13 protein-coding genes are annotated in these 15,686 nt (G+C 71.3%); 8 read left to right on the top strand and 5 right to left on the bottom strand.

Annotation, left to right across the window (positions count from 1 at the left end; translation table 11 throughout):
* Position 1: 1 nt before the first annotated feature.
* Positions 2-1,528 carry a serine/threonine-protein kinase gene (locus Aco04nite_RS18980; RefSeq protein WP_212998543.1) on the top strand — a complete coding sequence of 509 codons (1,527 nt, stop codon included), beginning with the start codon at positions 2-4 and terminating at the stop codon, positions 1,526-1,528.
* Here Aco04nite_RS18980 and Aco04nite_RS18975 read toward each other — a convergent pair.
* The gene (locus tag Aco04nite_RS18975; RefSeq protein WP_212998542.1) at positions 1,497-2,069 is read right to left on the bottom strand and encodes a TetR family transcriptional regulator; all 573 of its coding nucleotides are present in this window, start codon (positions 2,067-2,069) and stop codon (positions 1,497-1,499) included. The two genes, Aco04nite_RS18980 and Aco04nite_RS18975, sit on opposite strands and share 32 nt — an antisense overlap.
* A 94-nt stretch (positions 2,070-2,163) precedes the next feature.
* On the opposite strand from Aco04nite_RS18975, the gene Aco04nite_RS18970 reads away from it, so the two are divergent.
* Complete coding sequence (locus tag Aco04nite_RS18970) at positions 2,164-3,108, top strand: NADP-dependent oxidoreductase (RefSeq protein ID WP_212998541.1); 945 nt, start codon at positions 2,164-2,166, stop codon at positions 3,106-3,108.
* On the opposite strand, the gene Aco04nite_RS18965 is transcribed toward Aco04nite_RS18970, so the two are convergent.
* Entirely contained in the window at positions 3,090-4,226 is a 1,137-nt protein-coding gene (locus Aco04nite_RS18965) for a hypothetical protein (protein ID WP_212998540.1), read from the bottom strand. The two genes, Aco04nite_RS18970 and Aco04nite_RS18965, sit on opposite strands and share 19 nt — an antisense overlap.
* A 206-nt stretch (positions 4,227-4,432) precedes the next feature.
* Between Aco04nite_RS18965 and Aco04nite_RS18960 the strand changes: the two genes are divergently transcribed.
* Positions 4,433-4,771 carry a hypothetical protein gene (locus Aco04nite_RS18960; protein WP_212998539.1) on the top strand — a complete coding sequence of 113 codons (339 nt, stop codon included), beginning with the start codon at positions 4,433-4,435 and terminating at the stop codon, positions 4,769-4,771.
* Here Aco04nite_RS18960 and Aco04nite_RS18955 read toward each other — a convergent pair.
* Positions 4,752-5,363 (bottom strand): hypothetical protein, encoded by a 612-nt coding sequence (locus tag Aco04nite_RS18955; protein ID WP_212998538.1) that lies wholly within the window; start codon positions 5,361-5,363, stop codon positions 4,752-4,754. The two genes, Aco04nite_RS18960 and Aco04nite_RS18955, sit on opposite strands and share 20 nt — an antisense overlap.
* A 73-nt stretch (positions 5,364-5,436) precedes the next feature.
* Here Aco04nite_RS18955 and Aco04nite_RS18950 point away from each other — a divergent pair, with 73 nt between their 5' ends.
* The gene (locus Aco04nite_RS18950; protein ID WP_212998596.1) at positions 5,437-5,946 is read left to right on the top strand and encodes a hypothetical protein; all 510 of its coding nucleotides are present in this window, start codon (positions 5,437-5,439) and stop codon (positions 5,944-5,946) included.
* Here Aco04nite_RS18950 and Aco04nite_RS18945 read toward each other — a convergent pair.
* A complete protein-coding gene (locus Aco04nite_RS18945) occupies positions 5,939-6,991 on the bottom strand; it encodes a glutamate-cysteine ligase family protein (RefSeq protein ID WP_244876103.1) in 1,053 nt (350 codons plus the stop codon). The two genes, Aco04nite_RS18950 and Aco04nite_RS18945, sit on opposite strands and share 8 nt — an antisense overlap.
* Positions 6,992-7,119: 128 nt before the next feature.
* Here Aco04nite_RS18945 and Aco04nite_RS18940 point away from each other — a divergent pair, with 128 nt between their 5' ends.
* The 4 genes from Aco04nite_RS18940 to Aco04nite_RS18925 are packed head-to-tail and all read left to right on the top strand — an operon-like array spanning position 7,120 to position 12,354.
* Positions 7,120-8,817: an ABC transporter substrate-binding protein gene (locus tag Aco04nite_RS18940; RefSeq protein WP_212998536.1), complete on the top strand. Its 1,698-nt coding sequence runs from the start codon at positions 7,120-7,122 to the stop codon at positions 8,815-8,817.
* The gene (locus Aco04nite_RS18935; protein ID WP_244876102.1) at positions 8,814-9,695 is read left to right on the top strand and encodes an ABC transporter permease; all 882 of its coding nucleotides are present in this window, start codon (positions 8,814-8,816) and stop codon (positions 9,693-9,695) included. Before Aco04nite_RS18940 ends, Aco04nite_RS18935 begins: the two co-directional genes overlap by 4 nt.
* A complete protein-coding gene (locus tag Aco04nite_RS18930) occupies positions 9,692-10,681 on the top strand; it encodes an ABC transporter permease (RefSeq protein WP_212998535.1) in 990 nt (329 codons plus the stop codon). The genes Aco04nite_RS18935 and Aco04nite_RS18930 overlap by 4 nt, the downstream gene beginning before the upstream one ends.
* The gene (locus tag Aco04nite_RS18925; protein ID WP_212998534.1) at positions 10,678-12,354 is read left to right on the top strand and encodes a dipeptide ABC transporter ATP-binding protein; all 1,677 of its coding nucleotides are present in this window, start codon (positions 10,678-10,680) and stop codon (positions 12,352-12,354) included. The genes Aco04nite_RS18930 and Aco04nite_RS18925 overlap by 4 nt, the downstream gene beginning before the upstream one ends.
* A gap of 925 nt (positions 12,355-13,279) precedes the next feature.
* Here the strand turns inward: Aco04nite_RS18925 and Aco04nite_RS18920 are convergent.
* A complete protein-coding gene (locus tag Aco04nite_RS18920) occupies positions 13,280-15,574 on the bottom strand; it encodes a DEAD/DEAH box helicase (protein WP_212998533.1) in 2,295 nt (764 codons plus the stop codon).
* Positions 15,575-15,686: the final 112 nt, after the last annotated feature.

Below are 15,686 nucleotides of genomic sequence, written 5' to 3'. Positions count from 1 at the left end.
CATGACTGCCGCTCCTGTTGAGGTCGCCGGGCGATACGTGCTGGGGGAGCCACTGGGCGCCGGTGGTATGGGCAAGGTGTGGGTGGCCCGCGACGGCGTTCTCGATCGGGACGTGGCGGTCAAGGAGATCGTGCTCCCCGATGATCTGGTCGCCGCCGAACGCGACTCCGTGCACCGGCGTACGGTGCAGGAGGCGCGGGCGGCGGCCCAGCTCAGCCATCCCAACGTCGCCCAGGTCTACGACGTGGTCGAGAACGACGGTCGCGCGTGGATCGTCATGGAGTACGTGCCGTCGCGTTCGCTGCAGCAGGTGATCACCGAGGACGGGCCGCTCGAACCGCGCTGGGCGGCCGTGCTCGGGCTCGAGGTGCTCGACGCGCTGGAGGCGGCTCACCTGGCGGGCGTACGCCATCGGGATGTGAAGCCTGCCAACGTCCTGCTCGGCACCGACGGGCGGGTTGTCCTCACCGACTTCGGCATCGCCACCATCGAGGGCGACAGCATCATCACGACCAGCTCCGAGCTGGTCCTGGGCTCCCCGCACTACATGTCCCCGGAACGAGCCCGCGACGGCACGGACTCCCCGGCGTCGGATCTGTGGTCGCTCGGCGCGACGCTCTACACGGCTGTCGAGGGTCGCTCACCGTACAAACGTGACTCTGTCATGGGCACCCTGACCGCCCTCGCGGCCGACGAGCCGGACCCGCCGCAGCAGGCCGGCAGCATGGCGCCGGTCCTCGAAGGCCTCCTGCGCAAGGACCCCTCCCAGCGCATCGACACCGCGGAAACGCGCCGCCGCCTGCAGAAAGCCGCCGCCCCGCCGGCCGAGCCGTCCCGTCGCCGCCGCCCGCTGCTCGTCACGGCCGCGGCGGTCGTCATCCTGGCCGGCTCGGGCGCGACCTGGGCCCTGACCCGGCCGGACCCGGCCAAGCCCGTCGCCGTACCGCCACCGGTGGCCTCGGCCCTCCCTTCCGCTGCCCCCTCGGCCGTTACGCCGTCGTCAGCCGTTACGCCGTCCTCTGTCGCTCCGTCGCCCACCAAGGCGTCCCCGTCCCCGGCCTCCGGTGGTTTGCCGGCGCTTCCGGCGGGGTGGAAGGCGTACAAGGACAAAACGGGTTTCTCGCTGTATGTCCCGATCGGCTGGAAGCGGACCCTCGAAGAAGGCGCCACGTCGAAGGGGATGGTCTACTTCCGCGACGGCAAGGGCCACGTCCTCGGCATCGACCAGACGAACACGCCCGCCAAGAACCCGAAGGCCGACTGGGAGGGCAAGGCCGAGGCCCGGTCCTCCAGCGGCGACCTCCGCGGCTACCACGAGATCAGCATCAAGGAAGTCAAGTACTTCAAGAAGGCAGCGGACTGGGAGTACACCTACAGCGACGGCGGCACCCGCCACGTCCTGAACCGCGGCGTCATCACGTCGGCCCACCAGGCGTACGGCATCTACTGGGCCACCCGCGCCGCCGACTGGTCCTCCAGCAAGAAGGACATCGAGCTCATCTACGCGAGCTTCCGGCCCAATCCCTGATCATCGGCTGCAGCCGGCCCAGCGCCTCGCGAGCGGTGCCACCCTCACTGTCATCGATCCACTGCTCGAACGCGACCCGGTAGACCGCGGCGCCGACCTCCGCGGCCAGCCTCGCCTCCAGCGCGTCGACGCCCCGCTGCCGTAACGCATCGGCCAGCCCGGCCGCCAGCGACGCCAGTTTGATCAGCTCCCGCTCCTGCAGCTCCGGGTTGGCCCGGATGACCGCCTGCCGCTTGCGCGCCAGCTCCCGGTCGCCACCGACCACCTCGGCCGCCGCGTCGAGCGCGGCCGTCACGGCATCCAGCGCCGACGCGTCGGCGGGGGCTTCCGCCAGGGCTTCGAGGGCCCTGCGCTCCAATTCGGACGCCCCGGCGAACAGGACCTCACGCTTGTCGGTGAAATACCGGAAGAACGTACGCGCGGTGACCCCGGCCCGCCCGGCGATGTCAGCAACCATCGTCTGCTCGAACCCACGCTCCAGGTAAAGGTCCAGCGCGGCCTCCTGCAGCCGCCCCATCGCCCCCGGCTCCCAACGTCCCATCCTCCCAGTCTAGGTGTGCCCCACGTCATGTCACTCGATGACATCGCCGTGCTACGGTCATGTCATCAAATGACATCAACGCTCGGAGATCCTGATGAAGCGCATCCAGTACCACCGCTACGGCGGCCCCGAGGTCCTGCGCCTGGAAGACTTCAACCCCGGACAACCAGGCAAGGGCCAGATTTTGGTACGCGTACGAGCAGCCGCCGCCAACGCCATGGACTGGAAGATCCGCAACGGCGACATGCGCGTCATGACCGGCCGCACCTTCCCGCGCGGCCTCGGCAACGACTTCGCGGGCATCGTCGAGGCGATCGGCGCGGGCGTCACCCGTTTCCACCCCGGCGACGAGGTGCTCGGCGGCACGAGTCTCAAGGGTGCGGGAGCATTCGCCGAGCTGGTCCTCGCCGACGAGAAGTCGGTGGTGCTCAAGCCCGCGGACCTCTCCTACGAGCAGGCCGCGGCGCTCCCCGTGGTCGGGCTGACCGCCGTCCAGGCCCTGTTCACCAAGGGAAACCTGCAACCCGGCCAGTCCGTCTTCATCAACGGCTGCCTCGGCGGCGTCGGCCGCGCGGCTGTCCAGATCGCCCTGTCACACGGCGCCTCAGTGGCGGGCAGCTGCCGTGCCACCGCCTCCGACGCGGCCCGCGACCTCGGCATCGCCCCGATCGTCGCCTTCGACTTCGACCCGGCAGAGCTCAAGGACCGCTTCGACCTCATCCTCGACACCCCCGGCACCCTCCCGCGCCGAACAGCCCACACCCTGCTCAAACCCGGCGGCCGCATCATCGACATCGTCCCCACCCCCGCGAAGTTCGCCCGGAGCGCCCTCCCCGGCCCGTACCAGGTCATGATCTCCCAGCCCGTCACGAACGACCTGGAACAGGCCGCCCGCCTCGCCGCCCGCGGAATCCTCCAGATCCCGATCGCCCGCACAGCCCCGCTCACCGAAGCGATCCCCGCCCTCACCGACCTGGAACGCCACCAGACCCCCAAGGGCGGCAAACTCATCATCACCGTTCAGAACAACGCCGGCTGACCAGCCACCCACGCGAACAACTCGTCGTGAACGTGCGGCAGGTTGCACTCGGCGACATCCCGCCAGATGGCTTCCGTCCAGAGCAGCACCTCGGTGTCGATCAGGGCAAGCACGGCGTCCCGCTGGACCCGGTCGAGACCCGCGAATCCGGCGCCGTCGGGCAGTGGTCCCTCGTGAAAGGCGATGTCGAGCAGCAGCCGCACGGCCAGGTAGGACCATTCGGGGCCCTGCTGATCGCGCAGCCGCACGGTCAGCAGCCCCGCGAGCCGCGCCGGGACCTCGGCCGGCCGGCGCCTCCCGAACGCGTCGAACGCGGTCCCGGCCAGCACGGTCTCGGGGCTCTGCCAGTCGCCGCCGTCCGTCGTCACCAGACAGTCGGCGAGTTCCACCAGCATCGCCGTGTCCGTCTCGGCCACCACGCGAGCCAGCGCGGCCAGTGCGCACCGGTGAACGTACCGATCGCCGTGCCCCCGCCACAGACCCGCAGCCGCCGCCACCCGGCCGTACCCGAGCCGCCCTGTCCTCCCGACCGCCAGGCAGATCGCCGCCGCGACCTCGGGATCCTCCTCCTCCGCGAGCCGTTCGGCGAACTCCGCCGCCATGACCGGCCAGGCGGACGGAAAATGCCCGAGCAACGTCGCCATGCCCCGACGCAGCTGCCGATCCCCACTCCGCAGGACCTCCAGGTACGCCGGGACTCCCGCCCGCACCGCCTCGTGCGCCTCCCGGTCCACCGGGTCCGGGGCGACCGGCTCGTGGGCGGCGCCGCGCCGCCGGCGTGACCACCACGCGGCGCGGGCCGCGCTGAGCTCACCCAGCGTCGGCTCCGCGAAGTCTTCGCCCTCGTAGTGGTGCGCGTTCTCGACGATCGTCTGCAGCAGCTCGCACGCCAGGAGGCGATCGTGAGTGTCCTCGTCGGCGAGGGCGTCGATGAGGAGCTGCGCCGTGGGGACGGCCGGTGGATAGAGCTGGCCCTGGTGCTGGACATGGTCGCTCAGCTCGCGTTCGAGCTGCTCCCGCGAGTCCGGGCCGCCGTCGCGAAGCGCTCGGATCAGAGTGGGAACCTCGGTGGCGGGCCCGCACGCTCCCTGCATAAGCGTCCACTCGTGATCGTCCACGGCGGGCAAGGTAGCAGCCAGGACCCCGACCGGGGCGCTGATGTGTCCCGGTGTGAGCCTGCCGGAACTCGCCGGTCACCTGGGGGGTGTTGTTGGGATCTACAGTGGAACAAGCGTGAGGCGAGCTGGCTGGCGGCCACCCTGCGCTGGTTCTTGCTGGCATAGCGCCCCGCGGAGAGGGTTGTGATGGGGTAGCGTCACGCTGCGTGAGTCAGGTGCCGGAGCGGCGTACGGGGAGCCTGGTTGGTGCCATCGTGGCGGTGGTGGTGCTGGCGGGTGGGTCCGGGCTGGCAGCGCTGTTCAGCTTGTTCGTGTTCCCCATGGCCAGTGACGGGTGCGGGGACGCCGATTCCCACCTGATCTGTACGGCCAACGGGCAGATGCTCGTGGCCGTCGGCCCGTTGCTGGCGGCTGCCGCGGGGACGACGGTGGCCGCCTGTTCTTGTGCGCTGAGGCCGGGGCGGCGGGCTGTCGGGATCGGGATCGGTTATGTGATCGGGTTCGGGGGATTCCTGATCGCCTCGGTCATCGCTGACGCGGTGTAGCCCGATGCAGGGTGGTTGCGGGCAGCGGGTGGATCAGGGCGGCGAGCATGGTGCGGGCTGAGTCGTCGTCCATGTCCGTGGGGACCGTGATGTGGGTGAGGGAGACGTCGGTCGCCGTGGCGATGAATTCGTGGTCGTAGGTTGCTAGGGAGTCCGAGTAGCGCAGGGCGATCCGGCCGCGCCAGTCCAGGCGGAACGTGGTGCCGCCGGGGTTGGGGGTGAAGGTGATGCGGTGGTCCGAGACGCTGTCGTGGCCGAGGAGGTAGATGCCGAAGGCCTGGTCCTCGTCCTCCTCCTGCTCGACGACGTCGACGGTGAAGTCGAGGTTCGCGAGGGGCTGCTGGAGGGTCGCGGCCAGGAAGCCGGGGTTGTCCCAGTAGGTGGAGGACAGGATGCAGCGGTGGTAGTTGGTCCAGACGATGGGGGCGTTCCAGTCGTCCTCGCCGTCGATCGCAGCCGGGTCGGCGTCGTAGGGGGCGCTTTCCAGGTGCAGGTCGAACCAGAGGCCGGTGGCGGGTTCCAGGCGGGCGGTCCACTGCAGGTCGGCGAGCTCGTGGCCGGCGGGCCAGGGGTTGCCCGGGAAGCTGATCATGGGGCTGGAGGGTACAACAGCGGGAAAGTCCGGCGGGGGGCGCTGGTTCGTGCCTAGGCTCGCAGGCGTGCACATGATCGCCGAGGTGGGCAGCCGGGTGGATCCGGGCGTCAGCTTGGCCGAGGGGGCCCGGCTGACGATGGCCGCCGGGGAGCCCGTACGGCTGATGCTCTGTCTCAGTCGCCCGCACACGCTGGAGATCGACGCGGTGACGGCGAAGCCGACGCTGTTCGCGTGGGTCGACGCCGATGATGTCGGGGTGCTCGTCTACCGGCTCGGCCCGATCATGCCGTGGGCGCAGGTGACGTACCAGCCGCACCGGGCGGACGAGGACGCGGCGGTCGACGGCCGGAACGTCGAGATCATGCTGGTGGACCGGGACAGCCGCGTGGTCAAGGCGCTGCACCGGGTCCGGTGGTCGTACGAGTTCGCCGCCGCGGTCAAGGCGTCGGTGACCCGGATGAGCGAGGCGCCGTACAACCGGATCGGCCACGAGCATGCCCTCGCCGCGCTCCGGCGCCGCTACCCGACGCCGGAGGACCTGGTCATCGACCGCGCCGACGCGAGGTGCACCGCTAGCTGACCACCGCCCGGTCGAGGACGTCGTCGGCGGGGCAGCGGCCGCGCATCACGTACCTGTCGGTGAACGCCGCGACCGCGTCGCGCAGCTCGCGGGAGACGCCCTGGCGGGCCAGCCCCTCGTACGCCGAGACGAACAGCCCCCGGGCCGCCCGCGCGAGGACCGGATCGCCGAGCCCCTCACGTGCCGCGCGTTCCCACAGCCCAGGCAGGCCCCGTAGCGGCTCGGTGAGGTTGAGTGCCTGCACGGCGGCGCGCGGTTCGTCGAGCAGGGCGGCGATGACGGCGACGGGCACGCGCCAGCCCGCGCCGGGCTGACGGTCGGCAACGTCGATCTCGAGGTGTCCCCGGGCGGCGACCGGCGGCCGGACCGTCGCCAGGTGGGGACGCAGGTCCGCCACCAGGGGCCCGGTGCCGGCCCGGGTCCATTCCCGCAACGTACGCCCACCGCCCGCGACCGGCGCGTCGAGCACCAGGGCGGCCCAGTCGGAGCGCGGATCCGCCGTGGGCCGGATGAGCTGACGGTTCGCCTGCCGGGCCGACTTCCACCCGGTCGGGCGGCCGTCGCGCAGCGGGGAGTTGGCGAACGCGGCCGCCAGCACGGGGGCGAGCGCGTGGGCGAGGGTCCAGCGCCGCCGCAGCCCGAACAGGCCGTCCTCCTCGACACCGGCTTCGAGGCTGACGCGTACGCCCGCGGTGCCGTCCGTCGCGGAGCTGAACCCGCCGTCGGAGGCCTCGGAGAGCACCGAGATCCCGTGTCCTGAGAACAGCGGCACCGGCATCGGCAGGTCCTCGGTCATCCGGTCGACGGCGGTGTCCAGTCCGGGCGAGGGCGGGCCGCTCACCACCGCGACCCTGGCCGATCGGGCGGCGAGGAAACCATGGCGCAGCCGGGCCTGCCCGCCGGTCAGGGTGTCGGCGAGGGGCGCGGGCAGGCCGGGCTGGGAGAGCAGCAGATCCACCTCGGCGCCGACGAAGCCCGGCCGGGACGGCGTGAGGGCCGAGCCGGCGATGAGCAGCTCCGCGCCCTGTTCGGTCAGCGTGTTCATGACGGGCTCCATCCGTGAGGCCGCCTACCCTACTCCGCAGATAGGAATAGTGGGAACCCCTGGCAAGATGTGCCGCGCCCATCTGTAAGGTATGCATTCGTCACGACCGATACGACTCGAGGACGACCATGCGCAGAACCCTGCCCGCAACCCTTGCCGCGATAACGCTGGCCGGTTCGCTCGCGGCCTGCCAGGGTGGCGGCGACACCGGCACCACGACGACGGCGTTCGACCCCGCGACCTGCCAGGGCGGCACACTCTCGGTGCTCAACCAGGGTGGCATCACGCACCTCGACCCGGCCCGGCTCTACACCTCCGGCGGTGGCAACATCCCGTCGCTGCTGTTTCGCACACTGACCACCCGCAACCGGCTCGAGGGTGAGGCCGGCACGAAGCCCGCGCCCGACCTCGCCACCGACCTGGGCACCCCGTCCGACGGCGCGAAGACGTGGAAGTACACGCTGCGCGACGACATCTTCTTCGAGGACGGCACCCCGATCACCTCGGCGGACGTGAAGTACGGCATCGAGCGCTCGTTCGCCCCGGAGCTGCCGGGCGGCGCGCCCTACCTGCGGGACTGGCTCGTGGACGCGGCCGCCTACCCGGGCCCCTACAAGGCGCCGGACGGTCTCAGGTCCATCGAGACCCCGGACACCAAGACGATCATCTTCAAGCTCAGCAAGCCCGAGGGTGACTTCCCCTTCCTGGCCACGGCGACCCAGTTCGCGCCCGTGCCGAAGGCGAAGGACAAGGGCGCCGACTACGAGGCCCACCCGGTCTCGTCCGGGCCGTACATGGTCGAGAAGTACGAACCCAAGAAGACCCTGACACTGGTACGCAATCCGCACTGGTCCAAGGCCGCCGACACCCTGCGCTACGCGTGCCCCGACCGCATCGAGGTGACGTCCGGGCTCGACGCCGCCGTCATCAACCAGCGGCTCACGTCCGGCGCCGGTCAGGACGCGAACGCCGTCACCACCGACGCGGTCGTCGGCCCCGAGCAGCTCGCCCAGCTCGGCTCCGGGTCCGAGCTGGACAAGCGCGTCGCCCGCGGTGAGTTCCCGTCGACGACGTACCTCGCGTTCAACACCAAGAAGGCGCCGTTCGACAACCCCAAGGTGCGCGAGGCCCTGTCGTACGCCATCAACCGCACCTCGGTCGTCAACGCGCTCGGCGGCAGCGCGGTGGCCGGCCCGTCGACGACGTTCCTGCCCCCGCAGAAGGCGCTCGGCTACCAGGCGTACGACTACTTCCCGGCCGGTGACAACGGTGACCCGGCCAAGGCGAAGGAAGTCCTCGCCGCAGCCGGTCTCACCAACCTGACGATCGAGCTCGCCCACGAGAACGACGACTCCGAGGGGATCGGCCCGAAGGTCGCCGCCGCGATCCAGGACGCGTTCAAGCAGGCCGGCGTCACCGTCACGCTCAACGCCATCGACACCGCGACGTACCGCGACGTCACCGGCAAGCCCGCCACCCAGCCCGGCCTCTCGCTGGCGACGTGGGGCGCCGACTGGCCGTCCGGCGGCCCGTTCCTGATCCCGATCTTCGACGGCCGCCAGATCATCACCGCGGGCGGCAACTTCAACCAGTCCCAGTACAACGACCCCGCCGTCAACGCCGAGATCGACGCGATCCAGGCGCTCACCGACCCCGCCGAGGCCCAGGCCCGCTGGGGTGCACTCGACGCGAAGCTGGGCAAGCTCGCCCTGGTCCTCCCGCTCACCCACGAGAAGGACGTCTACCTCTACGGCAAGAACGTCAAGAACGCCGTGCCGGACGGCTGGCGGGGCACCTACGACCTGGCCCGGATCTCGGTCAAGTGACCCTGTTCCGCCGCCTCCTCGATGACCGCGCCTTCCTGGCAGGCGCGGTCATCGCGGGTGTCATGGTGCTGGTCGCCCTGTTCGCGCCGCTGCTGACGGCGCTCGCGGGGCAGGATCCGACCACCTTCCACCCGGAGCTGCTGGACTCCGCCCGCGGCGGCGTCCCCCTGCACGGGATCACCGCCGACCACTGGCTCGGCGTGGAACCCGGCACCGGCCGTGACCTGTTCGCCCGGGTCGTCTACGGCGCCCGGGTCTCGCTCGGCGTCGCCGTCTCCGCGCTCGCCCTGCAGCTGCTGATCGGTGTGGGCATCGGCGTCGCCGCCGGGCTGGGCGGCCGCTACACCGACGCGGTCCTGAGCCGGCTCACCGATCTGACGCTGGCGTTCCCGCTGCTGGTGCTCGCGATCGCCCTGCTCGCGATCGTCCCGCAGTCGTGGCCCCGGCCCGCATTGCTCGCCGTCGTCATCGCGCTGCTCGGCTGGGGCGGCACCGCCCGGATCGCCCGCGGCGAGACCCTGTCGCTCAAGACCCGCGACTACGTCTCCGCCGCCCGGGTCTCCGGAGCCGGGACGCTGCTGGTCGCCCGGCGCGAGATCCTGCCGGGCCTGGCCGCGCCCGTGCTCACGTACGCCGCGCTGATCCTGCCCTCCAACATGATCACCGAGGCCGGCCTCTCCTTCCTCGGGGTCGGCGTCCGGCCCCCGACACCCTCCTGGGGCCAGATGCTCTCCTCCGCCACGACCTGGTTCCGCGCCGACCCCATGTACGTCTTCGTCCCCGGCGCCCTGCTCTTCGTCACGCTGCTGGCCTTCGTGCTCGTGGCCAACGGCGTCCGCCGGGTCGTCGACCCCCGCCAGCGCGAGGTCCTGCGATGACCGGCTACCTGCTGCGCCGCGTCGGCGGCGCCATCGTGGTCCTGCTGGGACTGTCGATCATCGTGTACGCGTTGTTCTACCTCGCACCCAAGGACCCGGCCATCCTGACCTGCGGCAAGGGCTGCACCCCGGACCGCCTCGCCGACGTCCGCGCCGCGATGGGCCTCGACGCGTCCCCGCCCGCGCAGTACTGGGAATTCCTCCGCGGCCTCTTCCTCGGCCGCGACTTCCCGGCCGGCCCCGACGTGCGGCACTGCCCGGCACCCTGCCTCGGCTACTCCTTCGAGACCGACCAGCCCGTGACCAAGCTCCTTGCCGACCGGCTGCCCGTCTCGGCATCCCTCGCGATCGGCGCCGAGATCCTCTCCCTCGCGGTCGGCATCGGCGCGGGCCTGCTCTCCGGGCTGCGCCGCTTCCGGATCCTCGACCGCATCGTCAACGGGCTGATCCTCGCCGGCTACGCCGTACCCGTCTTCCTGGTCGGGCTGTTCCTGCTGCTGCTGTTCTGCGTACGCCTGCAGTGGCTGCCGTTCCCCACCTACGTCCCGTTCACCACGGACCCCGCGGCGTGGGCGGAGAACCTGATCCTGCCGTGGATCGCGCTCGCGGTCATCCAGTCCGCGGCCTACGCCCGGCTGACCCGCGCCGGCGTGCAGGAGAGCCTCGCCGAGGACCACGTGCGCACGGCGAGGGCCTACGGGATCCCGGAGGGGCGCATCGTGCGTACCCGTGCACTCAGGGGTGCCCTGGTCCCGCTCGTCACCCTCACGGCGATCGACCTGGCCGCCATCATGGCCAGCGCCGTGCTCACCGAGACGATGTTCGGCCTGCCCGGCGTCGGCCAGCTCCTCGTCGGCGCGGTCAACCAGATCGACCTCCCGGTCGTCGTCGGCGTCACCCTGCTCACGGGCTTCCTCGTGGTGGTCGCGAACGCCGTCGCCGACCTCCTCTACGCGGCCGTCGACCCGAGAGTGCAATTGAGATGACCCTTCTTTCGGTACGCGACCTGCGCATCGGTTTCGGCAACACGCAAGCTGTCGACGGGCTGTCGTTCGACCTCGAGGCCGGTGGGGCGCTCGGGATCGTCGGGGAGTCCGGGTCGGGCAAGAGTGCCACCGCGCTGGCCCTGCTCGGGCTGCACGGGGAGGCGCGGATCGAGGGCTCGATCGACTTCGACGGGCTCGAGCTGACCGGTGCCTCCGAGGACCAGCTCCGCGCGATCCGGGGTGCCGGGATCGCGATGGTGTTCCAGGAGCCGCTGACCGCACTGAGCCCGTTCCACCGGGTCGGGGACCAGATCGCCGAGGTCTACCGGTTGCACACCGGGGCGACGCGCAAGGCCGCGCGGGAGCGGGCCGTCGAGGTGCTCCGGCAGGTGCACATCGCGGACCCGGAGCGGCGGGCGCGGGCCTATCCGCACGAGTTCTCCGGGGGGATGCGGCAGCGGGCGCTCATCGCGATGGCGCTGGCCTGCAACCCGCGGCTGATCGTCGCCGACGAGCCGACCACCGCGCTCGACGTGACCGTGCAGGCGCAGATCCTCGACCTGCTCGACGAGGTGCGTACGGCGACCGGCGCGGCGCTGCTGCTGATCAGCCACGACCTGGGGGTGGTGGCGGGCTCCACCGACGACGTGATCGTGATGCGCCGCGGGGCGGTGGTCGAGGCCGGGGCCACCGATCAGGTGCTGGTCACGCCGCGGGCCGCGTACACAAAGGATCTGCTTGCTGCCGTGCCTAAGCCTTCACCGGCGCGCGTGATCCAGGGCGGGCCGTTGCTGCGGGTTTCGGGTGTGAGCAAGCGATTCCGCAAGTTCACCGCGGTCGACGACGTCACGCTGGACGTGCGCGAGGGTGAGACGCTCGGCATCGTCGGCGAGAGCGGCGCCGGCAAGACCACACTGTCGCGGATGATGGTCGGCCTGATCCCGCCGGACAGGGGCAGCATCACCCTCGCCGGCGCGGACATCGCCCGCCGCCGCGGACGCTCGGTGCAGATGGTCTTCCAGGACCCGATGTCGTCGCTCAACCCGCGCCGCACGGTGGGGGAGAGCATCGCGGACCCGCTGCGGCTCATCGGTGAGCCGGCCCCCAGGGTCAAGATCGAGGCTCTGCTCGTACGGGTGGGGCTCGCACCGTCGCACTACGACAGCTACCCCCACCAGCTCTCCGGCGGCATGCGGCAACGGGTCGGCATCGCCCGCGCGCTGGCCCCGTCGCCCCGCCTGATCGTCTGTGACGAGCCCGTGTCGTCGCTGGACGTCACCACGCAGGCCCAGGTGCTCGCCCTGCTCGAGGACATCCGTCTCGAACGCGAGCTCACCATGGTCTTCGTCACGCACGACCTGGCCGTCCTGCGCCAGATCGCCGACCGGGTCGTGGTCATGCACGACGGCGCGGTTGCCGAGGTGGGCGACGTCGCCGCCGTGTACGACCAGCCCCAGCACGCCTACACGAAGGAGCTGCTCGCCGCGATCCCCGTCGCCGACCCGATCGAGGCCCGCCGCCGCCGCGCCCTACGCCGGGTCGAGCTCGCCGGTGCCGGGCTCTCTGGTTCCGGGCTCGCCGGTGCCGGGCTCGCTGGGACCGGGCTCGCTGGGACCGGGCTTGATGGGGCCGGGCTCGATCCCGAGCCGCTCGGCGCCACCCAGCCCGAGTAGCACGCTGTCGTCCAGCAGCTCGCCCTCGACGACCAGGCCGAGCTGCACGTTCTCGCGCTCCTGATCGGCGTAGACGAGCACCTGCGCGGGCATCAGCCGCTTGCCCGCCCGCTCGCGCACCGCCTTGACGACCAGCACCTTCCGCTCGACGCCCGCATCGACGGCCTCGGCGGCGTCTCGCTCGACGCTCCCGGCGCTGGCGTCCGCGGCATTGACGGGTGCGGCATTGACGGCCGCGGCGTTGAGGGTCGCAGTGCCGGCGGCCGCGGCGTTGAGGGTCGCGGTGCCGGTGTTTGCGGCATTGACAGGTGCGGCATTGACAGGTGCGGCATCGACAGGTGCGGCATTGACGGGCGCGGTGCTGGCGGGTGCGGCGCTGAGGGTCGCGGTGCCGGTGTCTGCGGCATTGACGGTTGCCCGGCTGGCGGCTGCGGCGCTGCTGGACGCGAGCTCGGCGGCTGCGATCTCGACGGACTCGGTGGGGACGTGGGCGAGACTGATGGCGTCGGCGCGTGATTCCGGGAGGACGAGGAGGTCGTCGCGCTGGGCGTCGGCTCGGGAGATCGTGCGGGCGTCGTCCCAGCCGGTGACCCTCCAGGATGCCCGGTCGAAGAGCAGCAGGAGATCCGTCTCGACAGGGGCGGCAGCCCGTGGCGGGGCCTGCTCGATGACGCCGTCCCGGTAGGTGATCGTGCCGGCGGACAGCTGAGCGGCGACGGCGTCGGCGACCACGGCCTCCGGCAGGTGCAGGGCGGCGGCGAGCTCGCCCACCGTCGTCCCGCCCGACGCGGCCCGGCGCACCACGAAGTCGTCGACCGGCGGCAGCGGCCTGCGCTCCCGGGCGATGATCTCGGCGCTGATCCGGGTCACGGGGACGGCGGCGGCGACGACTCTCACGAGGTCCCAGCCCGGCCGGGCATAGCTGTCAGACGGCGGCGTCACGGGTCTCGCACTCCTCAGGATGGGCGCCGATGTAGAGCGACACGTCGCGCAGCGCCCCGGGACGGCTGCGGCAGAAGGCGGCGTCCCCGACAATGATCAGCCGGGACCGGGCCCGGGACAGCGCGACGCTGATCCGGCGCCAGTTCGGCTCGCCGACTAGCCCGAAGTCGCCCTTGTCGTTGCTGCGTGTCACGGAGAAGATCACGACGTCGCACTCGCGACCCTCGGCGGCGTCCAGGGAGATCACCTCGGCGTCGCCCGCTAGCCTGCGGAGTTCGTCGACCTGGCCTGCGTACGGAGCGATGATCAGCACTTTCTCCCCGGGCGCGACCGTCCCGAGCTGCTTGACCACCTCCGCGGCCTCGGCGGGGTTCACCAGACCGCCGTCGTCGCGTACCTCGCGGCGCCGATCGCCGAGACCGGTGGTGTCGACCCACAGCACCGGGCGGTCCGGTCCGGGCGACCCGGTGCCTTTCCGGCTGTAGAAGCAGGTCTCGATGAGATCGCCGATCGCGGGGACCATCCGGTGCTGACCGGTCAGCACGTGGGCGCCGGTGCGGGCGGCGGCATCCGTCTGCACGAGCGCGGGCGTGAGGGCGTACTCCTTCAGCACCGGTTTCTGCCGCAGCAGGACCTCGTCCGCCGGGGGAAGCTGGTTCGGGTCTCCGATGAGGACCGACCTGCGAGCCTGGACGAGCGCCACCAGCGTCTCGGTCGCGGTGGCCCGGGAAACCTCGTCGATGACGCAGAGGTCGAACTCCAGGTCGCCGATCCCGGGCCGGCTGAGGAACTCCCGCATGGTGGTGGCTACGAGGGCGGACGGGTGCAGGAACGCGGCAGCGAGCCACTCGTCCTGGATCCCCAGCACCCGCCTCGATTCCGGGTCCGTCTCCGCGCTGTGCACCCCGGCAGCCGCCAGCTGGTCCAGGGCTTCCCGGGTGTGGGTGAGAACGAGGACCCGGGCGCCCGGGTCGCGCAGGTGCGCCTGCCGCACGATCTCCGCGACGACCGTGGTCTTTCCCGAACCCGGGGCGCCCTGCACGAGCACCAGATCCTGCGACCCGAGAGCTTGGCGGACCGCCTCTCGCTGACTGTCGTCGAGGTCGTCCCGGGACCATTGGTGTACGTCGGCCACGTCGCCGCCCGGGATCGCACCCGGGTCCTGCAGGATCCCGGCCAGCCGGGGGTTCGTGGTGCGGCCCGTCCGGACCCTGACCAGCGCGTCCTCCTGCCGTCGCAGCGCGGCACGGTCGCTGCGCTCCAGGGCCTCGCGGGCGTCCAGCAGACGTTCCCAGAGCTCGAAGAGATCCGTGGCCGGCTTCTCCGCCGGGGTCTGCGAACGGTGCTCCTCCAGCCGGGCGAGCAGGAAATCAAGACCGTATCCGGCGGCCTCCGCACCCGGGTCCTCGAACTGGAACGTCACCATGCGGGTCAGATCGGTGGCCTTGCGCCGCCACCGCCGCAGCCAGACGTCGTCCTTGCGCTCCGCACTGATGATCCGCACCCGATCGGGGAACTCCGCATCGGACGCCGCCCGAAGCAGCATCGTGCGCCCGGCGAACAGGATCCGCTGATCGTTGACCTGCCCGGTCCGCGCGTCGAACGAATAATCGGTGTGCAGCACGCCGGCGAGCTCATCGAGGATGATCTGCTCGGCGCGCCGGAAGTCGGTCTCCTGCAGCGGCTCGACGCCGAGCACGAGCCCGGCCGCCGCGCGGGTGATGCCGAGCCAGACGGTGTTGCGGCTGCGGGACTCACGCTGCCGGGCGGTCCGGCACGCCCCGGCGAGCTCGTGCTCCAGCACGGCGGCGTCCGGGTAGCGCACCGCCGGATCCGGGGAGACACAGGTGTCGAGGACGTCCTGGACCTCGGGCGGCACGGTGGAGCCGTCGAGTGCCGCGATCGCGAGCTCGCCGAAGGCGTACACATCCTGGGAGAAACCCGCATCGGACCGGGTGCCCACCAGACCGGTGAGCTCGACCCGGCCGTCGGCGGTCAGTCCAACGCCGGCGGGGGTGAGGCCCGCGTGCGCGATGCCCCTGAGGTGGGCGTAGGCGAGCGCTCCGGCGAGAGGCAACCAGATGGTGTCGAAGAACGCGAGCCATTCGTAGTGCCGCTTCGAGTCCAGCTCGTCCTGCAGGCTGCGGCCCGGGCTGTCCTGCGGGCCGGCGATGTTCGGATGATGCAGTGCGTTCAGGGCCGCGGTCTGCCGGCGCAGGAGGAGCTCGATGACCTCGTCGTGCTCGGCTGGGGCCTGTTCGAGTGGGGGTGGCGGCACCCGGCAAACAGTATTACGACCGGCTTTCCACGCCCTCCGGAGGGTCCCGTTAGGTTGTGTGCAATTAAATTGCGCACAATTTAATTGTGCACAACCTAACGTTTGGACTTCC

The organism is Winogradskya consettensis (genome assembly GCF_018332715.1).
In the GTDB taxonomy this organism is placed as follows: domain Bacteria; phylum Actinomycetota; class Actinomycetes; order Mycobacteriales; family Micromonosporaceae; genus Actinoplanes; species Actinoplanes consettensis.
Note: the sequence above shows the minus strand (reverse complement) of the source record. Positions and strands in the feature narration are given on the sequence as shown.

Bases quoted from the DNA above. Each gene is read 5' to 3' on its own strand.
- Aco04nite_RS18945 (WP_244876103.1), bottom strand. From the start codon at position 6,991: ATGAACACGCTGACCGAACAGGGCGCGGAGCTGCTCATCGCCGGCTCG.
- Aco04nite_RS18925 (WP_212998534.1), top strand. From the start codon at position 10,678: ATGACCCTTCTTTCGGTACGCGACCTGCGCATCGGTTTCGGCAACACG.
- Aco04nite_RS18950 (WP_212998596.1), top strand. From the start codon at position 5,437: ATGATCGCCGAGGTGGGCAGCCGGGTGGATCCGGGCGTCAGCTTGGCC.
- Aco04nite_RS18975 (WP_212998542.1), bottom strand. From the start codon at position 2,069: ATGGGACGTTGGGAGCCGGGGGCGATGGGGCGGCTGCAGGAGGCCGCG.
- Aco04nite_RS18930 (WP_212998535.1), top strand. From the start codon at position 9,692: ATGACCGGCTACCTGCTGCGCCGCGTCGGCGGCGCCATCGTGGTCCTG.
- Aco04nite_RS18970 (WP_212998541.1), top strand. From the start codon at position 2,164: ATGAAGCGCATCCAGTACCACCGCTACGGCGGCCCCGAGGTCCTGCGC.
- Aco04nite_RS18980 (WP_212998543.1), top strand. From the start codon at position 2: ATGACTGCCGCTCCTGTTGAGGTCGCCGGGCGATACGTGCTGGGGGAG.
- Aco04nite_RS18940 (WP_212998536.1), top strand. From the start codon at position 7,120: ATGCGCAGAACCCTGCCCGCAACCCTTGCCGCGATAACGCTGGCCGGT.
- Aco04nite_RS18955 (WP_212998538.1), bottom strand. From the start codon at position 5,363: ATGATCAGCTTCCCGGGCAACCCCTGGCCCGCCGGCCACGAGCTCGCC.